Origin of the sequence: Robertmurraya korlensis, assembly GCF_023715225.1 — a bacterium.
GTDB lineage: Bacteria > Bacillota > Bacilli > Bacillales > Cytobacillaceae > Robertmurraya_A.
In genome coordinates this window covers 275,039-291,821 of the sequence record NZ_JAMBNS010000003.1, presented here as the reverse complement: position 1 = coordinate 291,821, position 16,783 = coordinate 275,039, and the positions used below count along the sequence as shown (strand labels likewise).

Genomic DNA, 16,783 nt, shown 5'->3' with positions numbered 1-16,783 from the left:
ACATGAGGTGGCAAGGATTAATTCAAGAATATAAAGAGTTTCTTCCGGTAAGTGAGAACACTCCGAAATTAACATTAAACGAAGGCAATACTCCATTAATTCACCTTGAAAATCTTTCAAAAGAGTGGGGAGTAGAGCTTTACGTTAAGACAGAGGGAACTAATCCAACGGGTTCTTTTAAAGACCGTGGAATGGTTATGGCAGTTGCCAAGGCGAAGGAAGAAGGCAGCGATACCGTTATCTGTGCATCAACAGGAAATACGTCTGCAGCAGCTGCGGCATACGCTGCAAGAGCAGGAATGCGTTGTATTGTTGTTATTCCTGAAGGTAAGATTGCAATGGGGAAGCTTGCGCAAGCAATTATGTACGGAGCAGAGATTATTTCTATTGAAGGAAACTTTGACCAAGCTTTAGCGATGGTACGTAAAATCAGTGAAACAGAGCCGGTTGCATTAGTTAACTCGGTAAATCCATACCGACTTGAAGGACAAAAGACTGCTGCATTTGAAGTGTGCGACCAGCTAGGTGGGGCTCCGGATATTTTAGCCATCCCTGTTGGGAATGCAGGAAATATCAGTGCGTACTGGAAAGGTTTTAAGGAATATCACGAAGCAAAGGGAACTGCCCTACCTAAGATGCATGGTTTTGAAGCAGAAGGGGCAGCAGCAATCGTTCATAATCGTGTGTTTGAAAATCCTGAAACAATTGCCACTGCGATTCGTATCGGAAATCCAGCAAGCTGGCATTTAGCTTCTGCTGCTGTTGAAGAATCAGCAGGGAAAATTGACGAAGTAAGCGATGAGGAAATTCTGGCTGCTTATCAAAAGCTTGCCTCTACAGAAGGTGTATTTGCTGAGCCTGCATCATGTGCGTCTATCGCTGGTGTGTATAAGCAATTGCAAAATGGTACCATCGCTAAGGGTAGCAAGATTGTTGCAATTTTAACTGGAAATGGATTGAAGGATCCAAATACAGCGATCGAGTGCAGCCCAATTAAGCCGGTGTTGTTACCAAATGATGAACAAGCTGTTGCTAACCATATTCGAGGGGTTGTTCATCAATGAGTGAAGAAGCTGTACTTATCATCGATGTACCAGCAAGTACGGCAAATCTAGGACCTGGTTTTGATTCTGTCGGGTTAGCACTAAATCTTTATTTATCACTTGAAGTAGAAAAAGCAGAGAACTGGCAAATTGAAATGCTTTCCGAAGAGCTTGAAGTATTTCCGAAGGATAAAACAAACTTTATTGTTTCAACCGCCATCGAAATTGCTGAGAAGTATGGAAAGAGTTTATCTCCATGTTTAATTAAAATGAAAAGTGATATTCCATTAGCAAGAGGTTTAGGTTCAAGTGCTGCAGCGATTGTTGCAGCGATTGAACTGGCTGACCATGTAGCCGAACTAAGTCTATCAGATGAGGAGAAAATGAAGATAGCTTCGGTTATGGAGGGGCATCCAGATAATGCAGGTGCAGCTCTTTACGGTGGTTTGATTGTAGGAACGCAGATCGGAGAAGAGGTTGATTTTTTAACCTATACAGATCTTGCTTTTGATATTGTTATGGTCGTACCAAAAGAAGAGTTGCTAACAAAAGCCTCCCGAGGTGTCTTGCCTTCAGAGCTTTCATATGCAACAGCTGTACGAGCTAGTTCGGTATCGAACGTGCTAGTGGCCGCACTCTTACAAGGAAATTTATCATTAGCAGGTAAAATGATGAGCAAGGACTTGTTTCATCAGCCTTATCGCAAATCAATAGTGCCTGAACTCGAGCAAGTTGAAGACTTAGCGCTTCAATACGGTGCCTTTGGAGTTGCTCTAAGTGGTGCTGGTCCAAGTGTCATCTGCTTTGTAGAAAAAGGGCTCGGACAAAAGGTAATTGGTCGTATGGAGCCGTATTTGCCACATGTATCGTTTTACTCTTTACAAATAGACAAAGACGGAAGCCGTGTGCAAAAAAAGGTGAAAAGACTAGAAAAATAAGAAAAAGCGATTTCGCACGAAATCGCTTTTTCTTCAATCATTGAATTAGAAAACTTGTTCTACTTCTACTACGCCTGGAACTTCCTCTAATAGAGCACGCTCAATTCCAGCTTTTAAAGTAATTGTTGAGCTTGGGCAGCTACCGCATGCGCCTAACAAACGAAGCTTAACAATGCCATCCTCAACGTCTACTAATTCACAGTCCCCACCATCACGAAGAAGGAATGGACGTAATTTATTTAGTACCTCTTGAACTTGTTCAAACATTTCTTGCTCTGCCATCTAAATCGCTCCCTTCATACCCCTTATTATAATCATTTTAATTAAAAAAATCTATCGGTAAAACTCAAATCCAAAAATCGTCAATCTAGTGTGTTCTGCGCCTATTATCATGTAAAATAGACATAGTGATTAAAAGGGGGAAGGAACATGATTGAGCTAGTAGTATACGGGGCAGAAGTACTTTGCCCAAGCTGTGTGAATTTACCATCATCAAAAGAAACTTATGAATGGTTGGAAGCGGCCATTGGAAGAAAGTACCCAAACCAGCCATTTCAAATAACTTATGTAGATATTTACCAACCACCAAAAGATGAAAAAAAGCAAGCCTTTGCTGAACGCGTCATTGAGGAAGATATGTTCTATCCAGTTGTAGTCCTAGAAGATGAAGTGGTAGGGGAAGGGAACCCGAAACTAAAAACGATCTATGCGGCAATGGAGAGACATGGCTATAAGGCAAGTGAATAGAGAGGAGATCTAAGTTTTGATCGATCAAGCAGTGCATTTACTCCAATCTTATTTTGGATACTCTAGCTTTCGAAAGGGTCAAGAACAAATTATTCAAACAGTGCTTAACGGGAATGATGGAATTTGTATTATGCCAACAGGTGGAGGGAAATCACTTTGTTATCAGATACCAGCCCTACTGTTTGAAGGGACAACGATTGTTATTTCTCCATTGATTTCTTTAATGAAGGATCAAGTAGATACTCTTCAACAGGCAGGTGTTTCTGCGACCTATATTAACAGTTCATTGACGAACAAAGAGATTCAAGAAAGGTTGACCGGAGCGAAGGAAGGAAAATATAAACTTTTGTATCTTGCGCCAGAACGGCTGGAGTCAAGTGATTTTCTCCAAAGTCTGCAAATGATCCGTATTCCTTTTATCGCAATTGACGAGGCACACTGTATCTCACAATGGGGGCACGATTTTCGTCCGAGTTATTTACAAATTCAAAAGTTTATTCGCAGCTTACAAGATAAACCGGTCGTTTTAGCCTTAACGGCGACTGCGACACCACAAGTAAGAGAAGACATATGCAAAACCTTACACATAAATGATGCCAACAGTGTAATTACAGGATTTGAGCGTGAGAATCTAACTTTTTCGGTTGTCAAAGGACAAGATCGAAATGCATTTATAAAGAGCTATGTGAAGAAAAACAATAAAGAAAGTGGCATTATCTATGCTGCTACGAGAAAAATGGTTGATCAGCTGTATGAGCGATTAAAGAAAGAAAAAATCTCAGTCACACGTTACCATGCGGGGATGAGTGATGAGGAAAGAAATTCAGAACAGGAATTATTTTTAAAAGACGAAAGTAATGTGATGATTGCTACTTCCGCATTTGGAATGGGAATCGATAAATCGAATATTCGATATGTGCTTCACTATCAGCTTCCGAAAAATATGGAAAGCTATTATCAGGAAGCAGGACGTGCAGGTAGAGATGGACTTAAAAGTGAATGTGTCGTTTTATATTCCCCTCAAGATGTTCAAATACAGCGCTTCTTAATTGATCAGTCTGCTGATCGTAGCCGAATGAGTCAGGAGCTCGAAAAGCTTCAATCAATGGTCGACTATTGCCATACAGAAGCCTGCCTTCACACACATATATTAGAGTATTTTGGTGAAGAAGAGGCAACTGATTGTGGTAGATGTGGAAACTGTAGAGATACGAGAACGAGCGTAGATGTTACAAAGGAAGCACAAATGATCTTATCGTGTATCATTCGTATGGGTCAGAAATACGGTAAAAACTTAGTAGCTCAAGTGCTTACCGGTTCAAAAAATAAAAAGGTCTATGACTTTCGTTTTGATCAGCTGAGCACTTACGGAATTTTAAAGACAAAAAGTGCAAAAGAGGTTAGCGAGGAAATTGAGTTTCTCATTACCCGTGAATTGATCGGTGTGGAGCATGGATCTTATCCAACGATATATGTCACACCGGCTGGAAGAGAAGTATTAATTGGGAATGAGAAAGTGCTAAGAAAGGAAGCTGTAAAGACAAGAGCGATTACGGAGGTGGACAGCCCACTGTTCGAAGAGCTTCGTGCTAAAAGAAAAAGCTTGGCTGAGAAAGAAAAAGTTCCACCGTTTGTCGTTTTCTCGGATGCTACATTGAAGGACATGTGTGCAAAAATGCCTCACACACCGGAAGAATTTTTAAATGTTAACGGTGTTGGTCAAAATAAGCTGAACAAGTATGGAGAAGAGTTTATGGAAGTCATCCGTAGCTTTTCTAGTAAAGTACCTGTTCAATAAAAAAAGCTCTCCTACCATAATAGGAGAGCTCTTTTTTGAAAGATAAGAGAGTATAAAGTTTTCGACTTTTGAAATTGTCTAGCTCCATCGCCCTAGCGCCTAGTGTCCTTCGCTCTCCGCCCTACGATAAGTCAAGCACGAATGCGCCTCTGGCTCTTCGTGTTTCCTTTATCTCAGTTGGAGCGCTCCAGGCCTGTCGTGCGCTGAACAGGGCGCTTGCGCTTTTCTATCAGCCATTATGATATTTATACTGGTCACTCCATTAAAATCCATTGTTAAATCAATGTTTACACAGTAATTTATTATAAATACCCGCCCATTACCCGCCTAACTTGGTAAAATCCATCAAAGTCCATTTTATCGATTGATGAGATCACCGAATACAGCACCAAGCTTGTCCGCTGTGTCGGATTTCATTTTTTCTGTAACATGCGTATAAACAGCAAGAGTCGTTTTAGCATCTGTATGGCCTAACCGTTGCATAATTGCTCGCAAATCAGCACCAGCCTCTGTAAGCATTGATGTATGCGTATGACGTAAGATATGAGGGTGTAATTTCTTTTTGATTCCATAGTCCTGCCTAAGAAACTTTTCAAGACGCTTCATTCGATAATGAATAAATCTTGGTGACATAGGAAATCCATCTTCTCGAGTTATAATAAAGTCAGCTTCATGCCATATATAACGGTTCCTCATTTTTTGTTGATTCTGTATATTTTTGTGATTCTTTAAAAGTTTTGATATATTATCATCAAAGGATATCTTACGAATTGATTTCTTTGTTTTAGGGGTGAGTATTTTATACTCATCCTTTTTTCCATCTATATTAAACATCGTTTTAGTAATACTTATCTCTTTAGTATCAAAGTAAATATCACTCCACTTGAGAGCAAGTAATTCTCCTACCCTCATCCCAGTGAAAGCCAACAGGGTAAAGATCGAGTCATCCATTGGAAGCATATGAACATCCACAACTTTTAAAAACACTTTCAATTCATCTGTTTCTAAGTAGCTTTCAAGAACCTCATCCTTTTCAATATCTTCTACTGTTTCTATCTTCTTCGGCATGATTGCACCTTCAGCAGGAGAACTTTTAATAATATCCCATAGAATCGCCTGTTTAAAGATGTTTTTAGCTACAGCGTGAGCTGCATAAATAGTGTTAAAGGAATATCCATCCTTATGCATTTGGTCTATAACATTCTGATAAGCCTTTCCAGTAATGTTTCGGACTGGTATCTTAGCGATATACTTACCAAACCGTTTGACATGGTATTCTCTAGAACGTTGAGCACTCTCCTTCATATTCTTTTTATGAGTAATTAACCAATCATTTGCTAAATTTTCAAAGGTTATAGAGCTTTGTTGAGGGTCTGTGGTCAATCCATATTCGGTAATCTCCTTTAGTTTTTGTTGAAGATTCGCTTTGGCCTCAGGTTTAGTTTTTCCACGTGCAGAAATACGTTTTCTTTTTCCAGTCACGGGATCTTTGGGAGCTTCCTCAGTCGCCTCCCATATATACCCTTTCTTAAGTTCAACCTTCCTAAAATTCACAATTTCACATCCTGTCCACAAAATGTTATATTTATTATAGAACATCCGTTCGTATTTGTGCTAAAATTATACAGTATAGTCCCAAAAATTCCAAACTTCGACATATTTTGCGATAAAAAGTATGTTAGAATATTTTCAAAGTTAACTACAAAGATGATTTTAGCCAGTGAGCAGACAAAAACTTGTCTACTCTTAACGCCTACTCCGATGCTCATATAGTTCTTCCATAGAACATTTTAAAATTACGGAAGCATTATAAGCATTTTCATAATCCATTACAGCCTGGTCTTTTACCCAGCGGTTAACAGTTTGTGGCCTTACGTCCATCAGTTCGGCAAACTCCACCTGGGTTAAATCATTCCGGTGTAAATGTTTAAGGAGCAGGCACTTACCGACTGCGTAAGTCACCTCTACTCATCCCTTTAGGAGCTGATGTTGATCATGGCGAAAGAAGTAATTAATCTGTCCGAAATTATTATGGTTTTACTTGAAGAACAAAAAAAGAATACTACTCCATCGCTCGCAGAGACCGTACATAAGCCATGATGCCTTTTAACTCGGTTTCACTTAGTTCTTTTCCGTCCAGTTGAATTTTGTACTTATCTCTTAATTGAGAATCAGTAAGGTCGTTTAAGTCATTAATAAACGCCTTATTTTTTTCTGTGTAAAGAGAGCTTAAATCTATCTCTTGTTGCCCCTCAAAAAAGAAACCAGGTTCAACCTTATATAGTTCTGAAGCTTTCAGGATTAAATCGATACTTGGTTTTGATTTATCATTCTCCACCTTCGATAAAAAAGCAGGGCTTATTTCCAAAGCCGCAGCTGCATCCTTCTGATCCATTCCCTTTCGAGTTCTGGCTTTGATAAAATTCCTTCCGAAATTCACACAAAACACCACCTTCTAAAATAAATTTACTATAGTCAACAACCCCTTTCAACGTGCCTAAATTAACTCATAAGTTAATTATTTTCTTAAAACTGAAAAATATTTATAATAATTAATTGACTATGTGGAAATTATGGATTAATATTAACTTATAGGTTAATTAATTAGTTAAATTAACCCGAAAAAATTTTTAAACATCGGTTAACCAATAGGTTAATTACGGAGGTGAAAAACTTGGAAAAAAATTTTGAATTGCCTCATGTGTTAACTGCTAGTGATATTTGCCAACATCTAAATATCAGCAAAAGTAAAGCATATGAACTTTTTAAAGTGGAAGGATTTCCGGTAATTGCAATCGGAGGAAACAAACGCGTTTATAAGGATGACTTTCTTAATTGGGTTGAAAGCCAAAAAGCCACAAACAAAATAGAAAGGAGCATGTAAGGTGCTTACGATAGAACTAGATGAAAGGGAGCTGGAGCAACGCTTTACCGAAGAATTAAAAAAGCGTTTAGCCAATATAGAAAGAAGACATACGTTTTGGGATATGAAAGAACTTTGTCGTCAAACTTGTTTAAGTGAAAGTAGTGTTAAAGAAAAGTTCTTCTATGATCAACGCTTTCCGAAGTTCAAAGCAGGAGGAGGCAAATGGTTATTTCCAGCTGCTGAATGTGAAAAGTTCCTATTGGAATGGGCCAAAGAACAACCAAGTAGTTAAAAAGGAGCCTGATCACCATGAATATGCTTGAATGTCCAAATGAGCAAACAGCTAGAAGGTATTTATCAGGGTTAAAAGTGAAGGAGCTTAAAGCAATAGCCCAGGAACATGTAGTCTTCGTGAGAGACATGAACAAAACAGAAATGATTGAGAAGATTATCCGTTCTACAGTCATAGCTAGAGATAGAGCTGTAGGTATTCAAAATCGCGTGAAGGAGGTCAAATAAATGTCAAAAACAAGATGGGATGAACTTTTCGATAAGCCAACTGATCTTGATTTAGACAAACAAGCAAGAATATTAGCAAGATTTTTCGTTCATTTAGAAACGAGAGATGATGATAGCGATTATGAAAAATTGAAAAAACACGTAGAAAGTTTTCAAGAAAACAATTAAGCCTGAATGGGCTTTCCTTTTAGCCAAATGGCGAAAATTGACTAACAGTTTTTGTTCTAAAAACTAGATTACCAGAATAGGAGGTTTGCTCAATGAATCCGGTAGCTATCTATTTCTTAATGACTCTTTGTTTAGTTGGTGGTATCTTGATTGGTTCTTTTCCTAAGAAAGGTGATGCAAAGTGAAGTCGGCTGGATGTTATGCAATCTACAAAGGTGATGATTTCATCTGTTTAGGTACCGTGAAAGAGTGTGCAAAAGAGTTAGGAGTTAAGGAAGATACGATCCGATTCTATATGACTCCAGTTTATAAAAAGCGAATGACTAAAAGTTCATCCGGAAACTACATAGAGGTGTTTCGCGTGGAAGATGATGAGTAGTCAATCGACACAAGGAGCAAACAATTGATGAAAATATTAAATCCAAACTTCGGAATTGGTTTTAAAGTTGCGTGGTTAATACATGTACTTATTGAATTTCTAAGTGGTGATATTAATACGTTGATTACAGTTCTTATGGGTAGCATGTTAATTTTGGCTATCGGTTTAGAAAGTATGACTATTCATAACAAATATGACGAAAGGAAATAACCAATCGACAGAAAGAACGACATAAGACTAGGAGGAATTTTATTATGAAAACAGTTCAAGAAAGATTATTACAACAAGTGAAAAACATTAACGATACAGTTGAAAACATTGAAATGACAGATGAATTTAAGGTTGTGGCAATTGGTGTTATGAAAGAAAAAATAAATGAAATGGTTGATGAATTAATTACAAGTCTTAATGCATAGTTCGAGGATGTAGTGAACGTAAAGGAGGCGAAATAGTGATCTTCATCCTAGCATGTATATTCAGCGGAATGGTCGGTGCGTTTGGGATGGCAATATGTGCAGCAGGATCTTATGAAAAAGGTTATGAAGATGCAAAGAAAGGACTTTAAAGGAGGTGATGGAGTTGCAAGGGGATGATATCCAATATGATCGGAGAGGACACATGTTATATCATCCGGAGTTTCATAAGAACCATGGGAAGCCTTTCTCTGAATTAGAGAGAGAGTACCTTTGTAAGTATTACGAGCATGATGGCCGTTTTTCCATTTCATTAGCTTTAGGTAAAACAGAAAATGCGATAAAAGAGGAGCTGCGGAAATTACGCAAAGCCGGTTTGTACGAGTACTACAAAAATCTTAATAAACATTGGTGAGGAGGAGCATTATGAATAACCAGTTGGTTTTTATTGAAAACAATCAAGTGGTAACTGATTCATTAACTATCGCAGATGTCTTTGGTAAAGAGCACAGAAATGTAAAAAGAGATATTGAAGTTCAAATGGATAAATTACGTGAAGCAAACGAAAGTGAATTTAATACGCTCAACTTTGAGCGCATTAACTATCGAGATTCTAGAGGTCGTCTTCAAGAAAAGTACATTTTAACAGAAGCAGCATTTACTTTAATTGCTATGTCGTATGTAACACCAGAGGCAATGAAGATGAAAGTCGCATTTATTGAGGAGTTTCATAGAATGCGAGATACATTGCGTGGTGTTCGTCCTCTTAGTGAAAGAGAACAGTTAGTAGCATCTCTTAAGTTGTCATTAGAGACAGCTGAGGAAATCACAGAGGTTAAAGGAGAAGTGAAGGAAATTCGGAACATGGTGGAACAACAAATCACGCTTGATCACGGAGAACAAAGACGGGTCCAGAAAGCTGTCGGCCATAAAGTATATGAATTAGAACATGATCCTGATTTAAGACCTGCGTTATTTAGTGAGATTTACAGAGAAATTAAAGACCGTTTCGGAGTTGGAAGCTATAAGGATATCAAACGTAAAGATATGCAGTCAGCACTTAGATATATTGAGGCATGGGTGCCAAAAAAGGTGGTGTAGGTATGAGTGAAATATATTGTGGAATCGATGCATGTGGTGATGACATTTTTGTTGGTGACGTCATTTTAGAAATTAACGGAGAAGTCGTTTTAATTGGTAATGCTGCTCGTTATCTTGAAGAATTTCATGGAGCTAAACAAAAAGTAGTGAAAGTTGAAGAATGACTCTTGCTGCAACAAGAGCCATCCAAGACTAGTATCATCATAAATTATCATACCTTACTTTTAGATTGTAAGGCAAACGAGGTTTGTAATGATTGATCAAAACGATGTGTATAAAGTTTTGCTGCCAAACTGGATATTTGAAACAGCAAAAGATAATGAACACTTAAAACAGCTTGTACTAAAGTATATGACTGCTTATCCAAATTATTCCGTCAAGACGATAAAAAATCGTTTTGCTCATTGCGTAAGAATAGATGTTCCCGAGAAAGGAGTAAAAAGGAATGGCAAAGTTTAGAAAGGTTCAAACCACCTTCTGGCAAGATTCAAGAGTACTTGAAGAATTAACTCCAGAAGATAAGTATTTTTACTTATATCTTTTAACAAATCCTAATACAACCCAAATTGGTGTCTATCAAATAACTAAAAAACAAATGGCCTTTGATCTAGGGTATTCAACAGAGTCCATTAGTAGTTTACTTGATCGATTTATAAACGTTCATCGATTAATTAAATACAACGAGAAGACCAGAGAAATTGCTATCAACAACTGGGGAAAGCACAACTTAACTAATGCAGGTAAACCGGTTATTGATTGTATTAAGAAGGAGTTACAGGAAGTAAAAGACGTGAACTTACTGGTCGAAATCATCTCACATATCCCAAATGAGGACATTGCAACGCTTTTTTCACGAACCGTCCACGGTACGTATAACGATGCGTCCACGCTAGGTGGGGAAGAAGAAGAAAAAGAAGAAGAAAAAGAAGAAGAAAAAGAAGAAGAAAAAGAAGAAGAAATAAAAACTCACGCTTCGCCTCCATTCCGAGAAATTATCGAGTATCTAAATGAGAAGTCCGACTCATGTTATCGATATACCACAACTAAGACACAAGAGCTCATTCGTAAACGATGGAAAGAAGGCTTCCGTTTAGAAGATTTCCAGAAGGTAATCGATATAAAGGTAAATGAATGGTTAAAGCATAAGGAAATGAGCCGTTACTTACGACCTGAAACATTATTTGGAACTAAATTTGAAGGCTACTTGAATCAGAAAGTAGGTGATCAAGATAAAAAGCCTCCAGGAGATTATGACAAGCTTTTCTAAAATTAGAGTTGTTGGTTCTCGTGTTTGTGATGATTGCGGTAATGAAGTCCTTATGATGGAGCGAATTGTTGGTGATCAAGTAATTCCAGTAAGCAAGTGCCTAAACTGCATCAATATTGAAACGAAGAAACAATATGAAGAGTTTGTAAAGAAAGCTGATAGCAAGAAACATGAATACATTTATGAGCAATACAGTTTAGTCCCATTCGATTTAGAAAAGGCATCCTTTGATTCCTACATACCAAATCATCCAACTCAATCAGATGCACTTCAAAAAGCAAAATGGTATGCAGATAACTTCTCAAAAATTGATGGGTGGAATTCTCTAATCCTAAAAGGTCCTTATGGAGTAGGTAAGTCACACTTGGCTAAATCCATTTCAGACGGTGTTAGAAGTAAGAATTTCACGGTGATCTACATCGACACTCCAACTTTAATGAACAAAATTAAAAACACTTTCGGTAATAAAAAAGAATCACCAGATAAGATATTTGATGCAATTGAAGCAGCTGACTTAGTAATATTCGATGACTTGGGAGCTGAACGAGTAAAGACGGATGAAAAAGGTGAAAGTTGGGTAGGAGAAGTTCTTTTTCAGATGTTTTCTGCAAGGACTAGCAAACCTAAAGTAATAACTACTAACTGTGGATCTGGTGAATTATCTGAGAAGTACGGGCAAAACGGGGGAAGAATTGTTTCTCGAATGATGAAGGGAACCAAATTAATCATTGTTGAAGGCAAGGATATGAGAGTTCAAGATTTTTAGATTGGGAGACAACTATATGTGCGAATTATGCAACGGAAAACATGTGGTTCGTAGTATCACTTCATTCTCCATAGAATTTCAACCTTGCCCCAAATGCGGACCTTTACCAGAAGAAAAATGGATTGAAGATTTGACTAGATTACGTGAAAAAATAGCAGTTGCTAAAGAAAGAGTTCGGAGGAGAAAACATGAGTCAGTTTCCAATTACCAATAAAGCAGTAGCAACCATGATTGAAACCATGCACCGACAGGATATGGTTGGTGTTCAAAAGTACGGAAAACCATTGAGTCACCTGGACAATTATAACTGGTTAGAAATGTTCTTAGAAGAAATGGCTGATGGACTGAAATATATCCAATGCGAAATGGAACGAAAGAACGATTTGATTAAAATACTCGAAGCAGGGGAAGAAGCATCAAATCCAAGATTCTACATCTCAATGGCCCTTAGCGTATTAAAAATGGAGGGGACAAGCCATGGAAAGAATGAAGCAAATCAGACTGAATTATAAAAACGGTCGTATGACTTTTGAGGATCTGGAATGGATGATGGAAACAGTTGAACAGCAGCATCAAACAATTGGTGATTTAAAGCAAAAATCTCGTTTTAAATCTTTTATGAGCATGGCTACGGAGAACTTAGAGCTCATGGAAAAGGTAAAGCGTTTAGAAGATATTGAAAAGCGTTATGACGCAATGTTGAAGGCAAAATAATGCCCATTGGGAGTTGATGTATATGAAAACTTACAACTCTGTAAAACAACATAATGAAATTAAAAAACAATTTGTTCTAGATAAATTAATTAAAGCTGGAGTTACAAAAGGACAAAGCGGAAAGTCCGTACATGATATGGATTATGACGAATTGAAGTATGAGTTAACACTTCAGGCTTTCAGAGAAATTGATATTACTTCAGATAGTAGTAGGTGGTGGTAAATATGGCGAATCCTACTTGCCCTAAATGTAAAAAGGAAGGTCAGTTTTATGCAAATGCTTATCCGATGGTCTTGATGGAATGTATTCCTTGTCGGGTGACTTGGAAATCTAAATCTCCTGTATGTCCGAATTGTAAAAAGCCTAATGGTTTTGCTGTAGAGGGTACATGCAGCACATGTTATTCCGAGGGGAGTGGTAAAAAATGAGCAAGAATCCACTCCTTCAAAAGAAGTATGAGGAAGGCAAGAAAATAGGCATACAAATTGGTTCGAAGTTTGGGTTTGAACAAGGTAAGTATAGTGCTTGCATGCATTTTGCTGATAAGTTAGAGGATTTGGGTAAGGTGCCAGGCATTGGACCAAAGACAATAGAAAAGATATTAAATCACCTTGGTGCTGAATACAGGGTGGAGAGATGAAAATACTCACTCTTGGACAGTTGTATTTTTTAGCAAGATATTCAGACAAGTATAGATATGCTGCTTTACTTGAAATAGATCGGAGGATACCTAGATGAACATAAATAAGCTATTTGGAATTCAAAAAATATTACGAGATCGGATTAACTATACAGAACCAGACCGTTTTAACAAGTTAATTCTCGCTCTGTTAGTGGAATTAGGGGAATGCGCAAATGAGCTTCCAGAAATATTTAAGTTTTGGAGTAAGGGTAAAAAAAACAACCATGAGAAGGCCTTAAAGGAATATGTTGACGGCTTACATTTTGTTTTTGAATTAGGACTGGAATTAGATTATATCCCAGAGCATCTTCCAGGATTGTACCATAGTAAACCAGCTATTCAGTTTATTGATTTGTACTATAAAGTTTCGGAGTTGAATTTCTTAGTTTCTTCTTACGGGAAAGAAGAAAGAAGAGTGACTGATTCATACCAGGATATTTTTGATACATTCCTTCACATTGGTAGACGACTAGGATTTACTTGGGAACAAATTGAACAAGCATACGTCCAGAAAAATGAGGTTAATCATCTAAGACAAGACAACGGTTACTAATCATGAAAGTGCTCATCGCTGACGATCGTAAGCCATGGATGATTAAAGAAGATAAGAAAATGTCTTGTCTAACTAGGTATTCTCTCTACAAACATTGTAGCAATCACATAGGGTTTGATTGTAAGAGATTAGGTGGTACCGAGATTCCTAAGTTACGGGGGAGAAAGCATGGATGACATCGATTATCAAGCATTAATAGACAAACTTGGAAATGTAACCATGCAAAATAAACAGCTAAGAAGAGCAAATATCAATAAGGATAAAACAATTCGCCATTTAAAAAGGGTGATTAGGAAGTTAAAGGAAGAATTGGAGAGGGACCGGAAACCTCACTACAAGAACGGCAAAAGGGGGACGAAGTTTAATGGCTAGAGTTAATCGCAAAAAAAGATTAGATGATAAATTATCTCGTGAGAAAAAACAAGCCGAACAGGAACAATTAAATAAAGCTTTTAGAAATATTCTCGTTAAAAGAGGTGTTTTGAAATGATTAATGGCCCAGTGATTACTTGGCAAATGACCGAGGAAGAACGTTTGGAGTACATTAAAAAACATCCCATAATCCCAATAAGCAAAAAAGACAGCTATGCAGGTGTCGAAGAAAGAATGTACAGAAGAGTAAAAGAGAAGAAAATGAAACCGCCAGCTCCTAATCATAAACCTAAATCCAACAGCCCATGGCATAAGCAATCCATTAAATATGGTGAAGATATTTAATGAGGGTTATAAAATTTAGAGCCTGGGACGAGGAAAACAATACTATGATTCCTGGTGATTCATTAGCATTTGAGGAATATGCACCAGTTAGCCACTTGTTGAGCAGTTGTAAAAACATTAATCAGTTTACTGGTCTATTAGATAAAAACGGAACTGAAATTTACGAGAACGACATTGTTAAGATTCCAGATTGGCTTATTGATCCACCGGATGAACCTCAAATTTTCTCCGAATCAACTGTTGTATTCAGAGAAGGTTCATTCTGCTTAGATGATGAGTGGAGAATCCTAAATGAATTTGTCGCCAGTATGTGTGAAGTGGTCGGAAATGTGTACGAGTGACACATAAAGCGCAGTAATAAAGGGGGATGAAGAATGGAAAACAAGAAACATCAGTTGAAGATACTACCCGAATATTTTGAAGCTGTTACAGAAGGAATAAAAACTTTTGAAATCCGAAGAAATGATAGGGATTACCAAGTCGGGGATGAATTATTCCTAAACGAATTTGATATTGAAAAGCAAGAGTATACAGGCAGACGAGAGAAAGTAACCGTTTCTTATATTACCGACTATGCACAAAAAGAAGATTATATTGTCATGGGTATTATTTTTACTTAATGCACATTCCGAAAAAACAACACCTTTTTGGAGGTGATACGAAAGTGGAAGATAAAGAGTGGTTAAGGCGATCAATTAATATCGTTCTAAACCATCAAACTAATAAGGACGAGCAATTAGAAAACATTATGAGACTAGTTGAGGCTTATGAAAATATGAAACAAATTTAAGAATATAAGAGGTGAAACGTCATGTACGCTGGAGAACAACTCATATCAGAGATTGCTGCCTTAATAGGTGATATTGTACCAGCCTTTTCCTTTGATGATGCTAAAAATAAAATATCAGCTATTGTTACTAGATACAACATTCAGAAGATTGATGAAGAAGAGGTTCATCCAGATTTACACGATAAGGTTCACCTCTTTATTTCATCCAAAAAGCTTGAAGGATTGAGTCCACTAACATTAGATGGTTATCGATTAGAGTTAGGTCTATTTGCAAACTCAGTTAAAAAATTAACCAAGGATATTACTGCAGCTGACATTCGTAATTACCTTGCGCAACAGACCAATGTAAAGATGAGTACAATTGGTAGAAAGTTATCAGTAATCAAAAGCTTCTTTGGGTGGTTGGCAGGAGAAGAAATCATCAACAGAGATCCTGCAGCAAAACTAAAGCCACCTAAGACTGAAAAGAGATTACCGAAAGCTTTAACAATCGAAGAGCTTGAATTACTTAGAGAATCGTGTAAAACAGTTAGACAAAGAGCATTCATTGAAGTGTTATACGCAACTGGTTGTCGTCTATCTGAAATACATCAACTAAACAGAACAGATATAAACATTCAGTCCATGTCTACAAACGTAATTGGTAAAGGAAATAAGGAGAGAGAAGTTTATCTTTCTTATAAGGCTATGTACCACTTGAAGAAGTATTTAAAGAGTCGAACGGACGATGATCCGGCATTAATGGTGTCGGAAAGAAAACCATACGGTCGTCTTTCTAAACGGGGAATACAGAGAGAAATTAAGCAAATAGCAAAGGATGCTGGTTTAGAAAAGAAGGTTAGTCCACATGTACTCAGACATACCTTTGCTACTTTGACACTTAATAATGGAGCTGAGTTAGTAGCTGTACAAGAGTTATTAGGTCATAGTAGCCCAGATACAACTTTAAGATATGCCAGAATCACCGAAGAAAGAAAACGAGAGCAACATAAGAAACATCTAGTTATGTAGGTTAGGAGGGTAGTAGGTTGCAACAGTTAGAGATATTTGAATTTGTACCTCCTTTAGAATGGTGGATTGAAGAACAAATAAAATCGACAGCACCAGGTAAGGAAGTAATATTCAATAGAGATGATGGACAAACATTACATGTTTTCTATAATGGAAAAGCCGAACACTTGTATAAAGGAGAAATAGAAGATTATTCATATCACTCTTCAGTAATAAGTGGAGCTTGTTATTCGTTGGAAGACATTATAAAAACTGTTTTATCGTGGTTATCTTATGAGGTAAGGAGCCGTAGAAAATAGTGATATTTAAA

Annotated in this window: 34 protein-coding genes and 1 pseudogene; 31 read left to right on the top strand and 4 right to left on the bottom strand. The window is 37.4% G+C overall.

The genetic code is table 11. The annotated features are described in order from the left end of the window. The first annotated feature begins 2 nt into the window (after nucleotides 1-2). Nucleotides 3-1,064 (top strand): threonine synthase, encoded by a 1,062-nt coding sequence (gene thrC, locus M3175_RS08050; protein WP_251517279.1) that lies wholly within the window; start codon nucleotides 3-5, stop codon nucleotides 1,062-1,064. After that, entirely contained in the window at nucleotides 1,061-1,981 is a 921-nt protein-coding gene (gene thrB, locus M3175_RS08045; protein ID WP_251517277.1) for a homoserine kinase, read from the top strand. The genes thrC and thrB overlap by 4 nt, the downstream gene beginning before the upstream one ends. Nucleotides 1,982-2,026: 45 nt before the next feature. Here the strand turns inward: thrB and M3175_RS08040 are convergent, their stop codons facing one another. After that, nucleotides 2,027-2,263 carry a NifU family protein gene (locus M3175_RS08040; RefSeq protein WP_119709799.1) on the bottom strand — a complete coding sequence of 79 codons (237 nt, stop codon included), beginning with the start codon at nucleotides 2,261-2,263 and terminating at the stop codon, nucleotides 2,027-2,029. A 147-nt stretch (nucleotides 2,264-2,410) separates the two neighbouring features. Here M3175_RS08040 and M3175_RS08035 point away from each other — a divergent pair, with 147 nt between their 5' ends. Both M3175_RS08035 and recQ read left to right on the top strand, forming a co-directional pair. Further along, entirely contained in the window at nucleotides 2,411-2,728 is a 318-nt protein-coding gene (locus M3175_RS08035; RefSeq protein ID WP_251517276.1) for a YuzD family protein, read from the top strand. A gap of 16 nt (nucleotides 2,729-2,744) precedes the next feature. Next, a pseudogene (recQ, locus tag M3175_RS08030) lies at nucleotides 2,745-4,517 on the top strand (DNA helicase RecQ); the annotation flags it as partial. Between the two features lie 366 nt (nucleotides 4,518-4,883). Here the strand turns inward: recQ and M3175_RS08025 are convergent. The 3 genes from M3175_RS08025 to M3175_RS08015 form a co-directional block, all read right to left on the bottom strand. Beyond that, the gene (locus M3175_RS08025; RefSeq protein ID WP_251517263.1) at nucleotides 4,884-6,080 is read right to left on the bottom strand and encodes a tyrosine-type recombinase/integrase; all 1,197 of its coding nucleotides are present in this window, start codon (nucleotides 6,078-6,080) and stop codon (nucleotides 4,884-4,886) included. Nucleotides 6,081-6,272: 192 nt separating this feature from the next. After that, nucleotides 6,273-6,488: a helix-turn-helix transcriptional regulator gene (locus tag M3175_RS08020; protein WP_371321674.1), complete on the bottom strand. Its 216-nt coding sequence runs from the start codon at nucleotides 6,486-6,488 to the stop codon at nucleotides 6,273-6,275. Nucleotides 6,489-6,588: 100 nt separating this feature from the next. After that, on the bottom strand, nucleotides 6,589-6,966 hold the full coding sequence (locus tag M3175_RS08015) for a helix-turn-helix domain-containing protein (RefSeq protein ID WP_251517257.1): 378 nt from the start codon (nucleotides 6,964-6,966) through the stop codon (nucleotides 6,589-6,591). A gap of 234 nt (nucleotides 6,967-7,200) precedes the next feature. Here M3175_RS08015 and M3175_RS08010 point away from each other — a divergent pair, with 234 nt between their 5' ends. The 27 genes from M3175_RS08010 (at nucleotide 7,201) to M3175_RS07880 (ending at nucleotide 16,772) form a co-directional block, all read left to right on the top strand. Continuing rightward, the gene (locus tag M3175_RS08010; protein WP_285852208.1) at nucleotides 7,201-7,410 is read left to right on the top strand and encodes a helix-turn-helix domain-containing protein; all 210 of its coding nucleotides are present in this window, start codon (nucleotides 7,201-7,203) and stop codon (nucleotides 7,408-7,410) included. Between the two features lies 1 nt (nucleotide 7,411). Then, entirely contained in the window at nucleotides 7,412-7,684 is a 273-nt protein-coding gene (locus M3175_RS08005) for a hypothetical protein (protein ID WP_251517251.1), read from the top strand. Between the two features lie 17 nt (nucleotides 7,685-7,701). Further along, nucleotides 7,702-7,911 carry a hypothetical protein gene (locus M3175_RS08000; RefSeq protein ID WP_251517248.1) on the top strand — a complete coding sequence of 70 codons (210 nt, stop codon included), beginning with the start codon at nucleotides 7,702-7,704 and terminating at the stop codon, nucleotides 7,909-7,911. Further along, complete coding sequence (locus tag M3175_RS07995) at nucleotides 7,912-8,079, top strand: hypothetical protein (protein ID WP_251517245.1); 168 nt, start codon at nucleotides 7,912-7,914, stop codon at nucleotides 8,077-8,079. A 181-nt stretch (nucleotides 8,080-8,260) separates the two neighbouring features. After that, nucleotides 8,261-8,458 carry a MerR family transcriptional regulator gene (locus M3175_RS07990; RefSeq protein WP_251517242.1) on the top strand — a complete coding sequence of 66 codons (198 nt, stop codon included), beginning with the start codon at nucleotides 8,261-8,263 and terminating at the stop codon, nucleotides 8,456-8,458. A gap of 27 nt (nucleotides 8,459-8,485) precedes the next feature. After that, nucleotides 8,486-8,668: a hypothetical protein gene (locus tag M3175_RS07985; RefSeq protein WP_251517240.1), complete on the top strand. Its 183-nt coding sequence runs from the start codon at nucleotides 8,486-8,488 to the stop codon at nucleotides 8,666-8,668. A 44-nt stretch (nucleotides 8,669-8,712) separates the two neighbouring features. Beyond that, nucleotides 8,713-8,874, top strand: coding sequence for a hypothetical protein (locus tag M3175_RS07980; protein WP_251517237.1), 162 nt, complete (start codon nucleotides 8,713-8,715; stop codon nucleotides 8,872-8,874). A 157-nt stretch (nucleotides 8,875-9,031) separates the two neighbouring features. Further along, entirely contained in the window at nucleotides 9,032-9,286 is a 255-nt protein-coding gene (locus M3175_RS07975; protein WP_251517234.1) for a DNA-entry nuclease, read from the top strand. Nucleotides 9,287-9,297: 11 nt separating this feature from the next. Then, on the top strand, nucleotides 9,298-9,972 hold the full coding sequence (locus tag M3175_RS07970) for a Rha family transcriptional regulator (protein ID WP_251517231.1): 675 nt from the start codon (nucleotides 9,298-9,300) through the stop codon (nucleotides 9,970-9,972). A 2-nt stretch (nucleotides 9,973-9,974) separates the two neighbouring features. After that, nucleotides 9,975-10,136 (top strand): YqaI family protein, encoded by a 162-nt coding sequence (locus M3175_RS07965; RefSeq protein WP_251517228.1) that lies wholly within the window; start codon nucleotides 9,975-9,977, stop codon nucleotides 10,134-10,136. Between the two features lie 88 nt (nucleotides 10,137-10,224). Next, nucleotides 10,225-10,431, top strand: coding sequence for a hypothetical protein (locus M3175_RS07960; RefSeq protein ID WP_251517225.1), 207 nt, complete (start codon nucleotides 10,225-10,227; stop codon nucleotides 10,429-10,431). Continuing rightward, nucleotides 10,418-11,239 (top strand): conserved phage C-terminal domain-containing protein, encoded by an 822-nt coding sequence (locus M3175_RS07955; protein WP_251517222.1) that lies wholly within the window; start codon nucleotides 10,418-10,420, stop codon nucleotides 11,237-11,239. The genes M3175_RS07960 and M3175_RS07955 overlap by 14 nt, the downstream gene beginning before the upstream one ends. After that, complete coding sequence (locus M3175_RS07950) at nucleotides 11,223-12,005, top strand: ATP-binding protein (RefSeq protein ID WP_251517219.1); 783 nt, start codon at nucleotides 11,223-11,225, stop codon at nucleotides 12,003-12,005. The genes M3175_RS07955 and M3175_RS07950 overlap by 17 nt, the downstream gene beginning before the upstream one ends. 188 nt (nucleotides 12,006-12,193) lie before the next feature. Next, entirely contained in the window at nucleotides 12,194-12,517 is a 324-nt protein-coding gene (locus M3175_RS07945) for a hypothetical protein (protein WP_251517216.1), read from the top strand. After that, nucleotides 12,483-12,719, top strand: a complete 237-nt coding sequence (locus M3175_RS07940; protein WP_251517213.1) for a hypothetical protein — start codon at nucleotides 12,483-12,485, stop codon at nucleotides 12,717-12,719. The genes M3175_RS07945 and M3175_RS07940 overlap by 35 nt, the downstream gene beginning before the upstream one ends. A gap of 22 nt (nucleotides 12,720-12,741) precedes the next feature. Next, a complete protein-coding gene (locus M3175_RS07935) occupies nucleotides 12,742-12,942 on the top strand; it encodes a hypothetical protein (RefSeq protein WP_251517210.1) in 201 nt (66 codons plus the stop codon). A gap of 202 nt (nucleotides 12,943-13,144) precedes the next feature. Further along, complete coding sequence (locus M3175_RS07930; RefSeq protein WP_251517207.1) at nucleotides 13,145-13,360, top strand: ComEA family DNA-binding protein; 216 nt, start codon at nucleotides 13,145-13,147, stop codon at nucleotides 13,358-13,360. A 94-nt stretch (nucleotides 13,361-13,454) separates the two neighbouring features. Beyond that, nucleotides 13,455-13,955, top strand: coding sequence for a dUTP diphosphatase (locus tag M3175_RS07925; RefSeq protein ID WP_251517204.1), 501 nt, complete (start codon nucleotides 13,455-13,457; stop codon nucleotides 13,953-13,955). 2 nt (nucleotides 13,956-13,957) lie between these two features. Beyond that, nucleotides 13,958-14,131, top strand: coding sequence for a hypothetical protein (locus M3175_RS07920; RefSeq protein WP_251517201.1), 174 nt, complete (start codon nucleotides 13,958-13,960; stop codon nucleotides 14,129-14,131). Beyond that, a complete protein-coding gene (locus M3175_RS07915) occupies nucleotides 14,124-14,327 on the top strand; it encodes a hypothetical protein (RefSeq protein ID WP_251517199.1) in 204 nt (67 codons plus the stop codon). Before M3175_RS07920 ends, M3175_RS07915 begins: the two co-directional genes overlap by 8 nt. Then, entirely contained in the window at nucleotides 14,320-14,445 is a 126-nt protein-coding gene (locus M3175_RS07910) for a DUF3983 domain-containing protein (RefSeq protein WP_251517195.1), read from the top strand. The genes M3175_RS07915 and M3175_RS07910 overlap by 8 nt, the downstream gene beginning before the upstream one ends. Further along, complete coding sequence (locus M3175_RS07905) at nucleotides 14,442-14,672, top strand: hypothetical protein (protein ID WP_251517192.1); 231 nt, start codon at nucleotides 14,442-14,444, stop codon at nucleotides 14,670-14,672. Before M3175_RS07910 ends, M3175_RS07905 begins: the two co-directional genes overlap by 4 nt. After that, nucleotides 14,672-15,013 carry a YopX family protein gene (locus tag M3175_RS07900; RefSeq protein ID WP_251517189.1) on the top strand — a complete coding sequence of 114 codons (342 nt, stop codon included), beginning with the start codon at nucleotides 14,672-14,674 and terminating at the stop codon, nucleotides 15,011-15,013. Before M3175_RS07905 ends, M3175_RS07900 begins: the two co-directional genes overlap by 1 nt. A gap of 33 nt (nucleotides 15,014-15,046) precedes the next feature. Then, the gene (locus M3175_RS07895) at nucleotides 15,047-15,292 is read left to right on the top strand and encodes a DUF3850 domain-containing protein (RefSeq protein ID WP_251517186.1); all 246 of its coding nucleotides are present in this window, start codon (nucleotides 15,047-15,049) and stop codon (nucleotides 15,290-15,292) included. Further along, nucleotides 15,292-15,462 carry a hypothetical protein gene (locus M3175_RS07890; protein ID WP_251517183.1) on the top strand — a complete coding sequence of 57 codons (171 nt, stop codon included), beginning with the start codon at nucleotides 15,292-15,294 and terminating at the stop codon, nucleotides 15,460-15,462. Before M3175_RS07895 ends, M3175_RS07890 begins: the two co-directional genes overlap by 1 nt. 21 nt (nucleotides 15,463-15,483) lie before the next feature. Next, a complete protein-coding gene (xerA, locus tag M3175_RS07885) occupies nucleotides 15,484-16,473 on the top strand; it encodes a site-specific tyrosine recombinase/integron integrase (protein ID WP_251517180.1) in 990 nt (329 codons plus the stop codon). A 17-nt stretch (nucleotides 16,474-16,490) separates the two neighbouring features. Then, nucleotides 16,491-16,772, top strand: a complete 282-nt coding sequence (locus M3175_RS07880) for a hypothetical protein (protein WP_251517175.1) — start codon at nucleotides 16,491-16,493, stop codon at nucleotides 16,770-16,772. Nucleotides 16,773-16,783: the final 11 nt, after the last annotated feature.

Excerpts from the sequence above, each read along its gene's own strand:
- M3175_RS07930 (WP_251517207.1), top strand. The coding sequence starts at position 13,145 with ATGAGCAAGAATCCACTCCTTCAAAAGAAGTATGAGGAAGGCAAGAAA.
- M3175_RS07995 (WP_251517245.1), top strand. The coding sequence starts at position 7,912 with ATGTCAAAAACAAGATGGGATGAACTTTTCGATAAGCCAACTGATCTT.
- M3175_RS07980 (WP_251517237.1), top strand. The coding sequence starts at position 8,713 with ATGAAAACAGTTCAAGAAAGATTATTACAACAAGTGAAAAACATTAAC.
- M3175_RS07960 (WP_251517225.1), top strand. The coding sequence starts at position 10,225 with ATGATTGATCAAAACGATGTGTATAAAGTTTTGCTGCCAAACTGGATA.
- M3175_RS08035 (WP_251517276.1), top strand. The coding sequence starts at position 2,411 with ATGATTGAGCTAGTAGTATACGGGGCAGAAGTACTTTGCCCAAGCTGT.
- M3175_RS08000 (WP_251517248.1), top strand. The coding sequence starts at position 7,702 with ATGAATATGCTTGAATGTCCAAATGAGCAAACAGCTAGAAGGTATTTA.
- M3175_RS07900 (WP_251517189.1), top strand. The coding sequence starts at position 14,672 with ATGAGGGTTATAAAATTTAGAGCCTGGGACGAGGAAAACAATACTATG.
- M3175_RS07945 (WP_251517216.1), top strand. The coding sequence starts at position 12,194 with ATGAGTCAGTTTCCAATTACCAATAAAGCAGTAGCAACCATGATTGAA.
- thrC (WP_251517279.1), top strand. The coding sequence starts at position 3 with ATGAGGTGGCAAGGATTAATTCAAGAATATAAAGAGTTTCTTCCGGTA.
- M3175_RS07935 (WP_251517210.1), top strand. The coding sequence starts at position 12,742 with ATGAAAACTTACAACTCTGTAAAACAACATAATGAAATTAAAAAACAA.
- thrB (WP_251517277.1), top strand. The coding sequence starts at position 1,061 with ATGAGTGAAGAAGCTGTACTTATCATCGATGTACCAGCAAGTACGGCA.
- M3175_RS07975 (WP_251517234.1), top strand. The coding sequence starts at position 9,032 with ATGGAGTTGCAAGGGGATGATATCCAATATGATCGGAGAGGACACATG.
- M3175_RS07955 (WP_251517222.1), top strand. The coding sequence starts at position 10,418 with ATGGCAAAGTTTAGAAAGGTTCAAACCACCTTCTGGCAAGATTCAAGA.
- xerA (WP_251517180.1), top strand. The coding sequence starts at position 15,484 with ATGTACGCTGGAGAACAACTCATATCAGAGATTGCTGCCTTAATAGGT.
- M3175_RS07920 (WP_251517201.1), top strand. The coding sequence starts at position 13,958 with ATGAAAGTGCTCATCGCTGACGATCGTAAGCCATGGATGATTAAAGAA.
- M3175_RS07905 (WP_251517192.1), top strand. The coding sequence starts at position 14,442 with ATGATTAATGGCCCAGTGATTACTTGGCAAATGACCGAGGAAGAACGT.
- M3175_RS07910 (WP_251517195.1), top strand. The coding sequence starts at position 14,320 with ATGGCTAGAGTTAATCGCAAAAAAAGATTAGATGATAAATTATCTCGT.
- M3175_RS07940 (WP_251517213.1), top strand. The coding sequence starts at position 12,483 with ATGGAAAGAATGAAGCAAATCAGACTGAATTATAAAAACGGTCGTATG.
- M3175_RS07925 (WP_251517204.1), top strand. The coding sequence starts at position 13,455 with ATGAACATAAATAAGCTATTTGGAATTCAAAAAATATTACGAGATCGG.
- M3175_RS07965 (WP_251517228.1), top strand. The coding sequence starts at position 9,975 with ATGAGTGAAATATATTGTGGAATCGATGCATGTGGTGATGACATTTTT.
- M3175_RS07890 (WP_251517183.1), top strand. The coding sequence starts at position 15,292 with ATGCACATTCCGAAAAAACAACACCTTTTTGGAGGTGATACGAAAGTG.
- M3175_RS08040 (WP_119709799.1), bottom strand. The coding sequence starts at position 2,263 with ATGGCAGAGCAAGAAATGTTTGAACAAGTTCAAGAGGTACTAAATAAA.
- M3175_RS07915 (WP_251517199.1), top strand. The coding sequence starts at position 14,124 with ATGGATGACATCGATTATCAAGCATTAATAGACAAACTTGGAAATGTA.
- M3175_RS07950 (WP_251517219.1), top strand. The coding sequence starts at position 11,223 with ATGACAAGCTTTTCTAAAATTAGAGTTGTTGGTTCTCGTGTTTGTGAT.
- M3175_RS07970 (WP_251517231.1), top strand. The coding sequence starts at position 9,298 with ATGAATAACCAGTTGGTTTTTATTGAAAACAATCAAGTGGTAACTGAT.
- M3175_RS07985 (WP_251517240.1), top strand. The coding sequence starts at position 8,486 with ATGAAAATATTAAATCCAAACTTCGGAATTGGTTTTAAAGTTGCGTGG.
- M3175_RS07895 (WP_251517186.1), top strand. The coding sequence starts at position 15,047 with ATGGAAAACAAGAAACATCAGTTGAAGATACTACCCGAATATTTTGAA.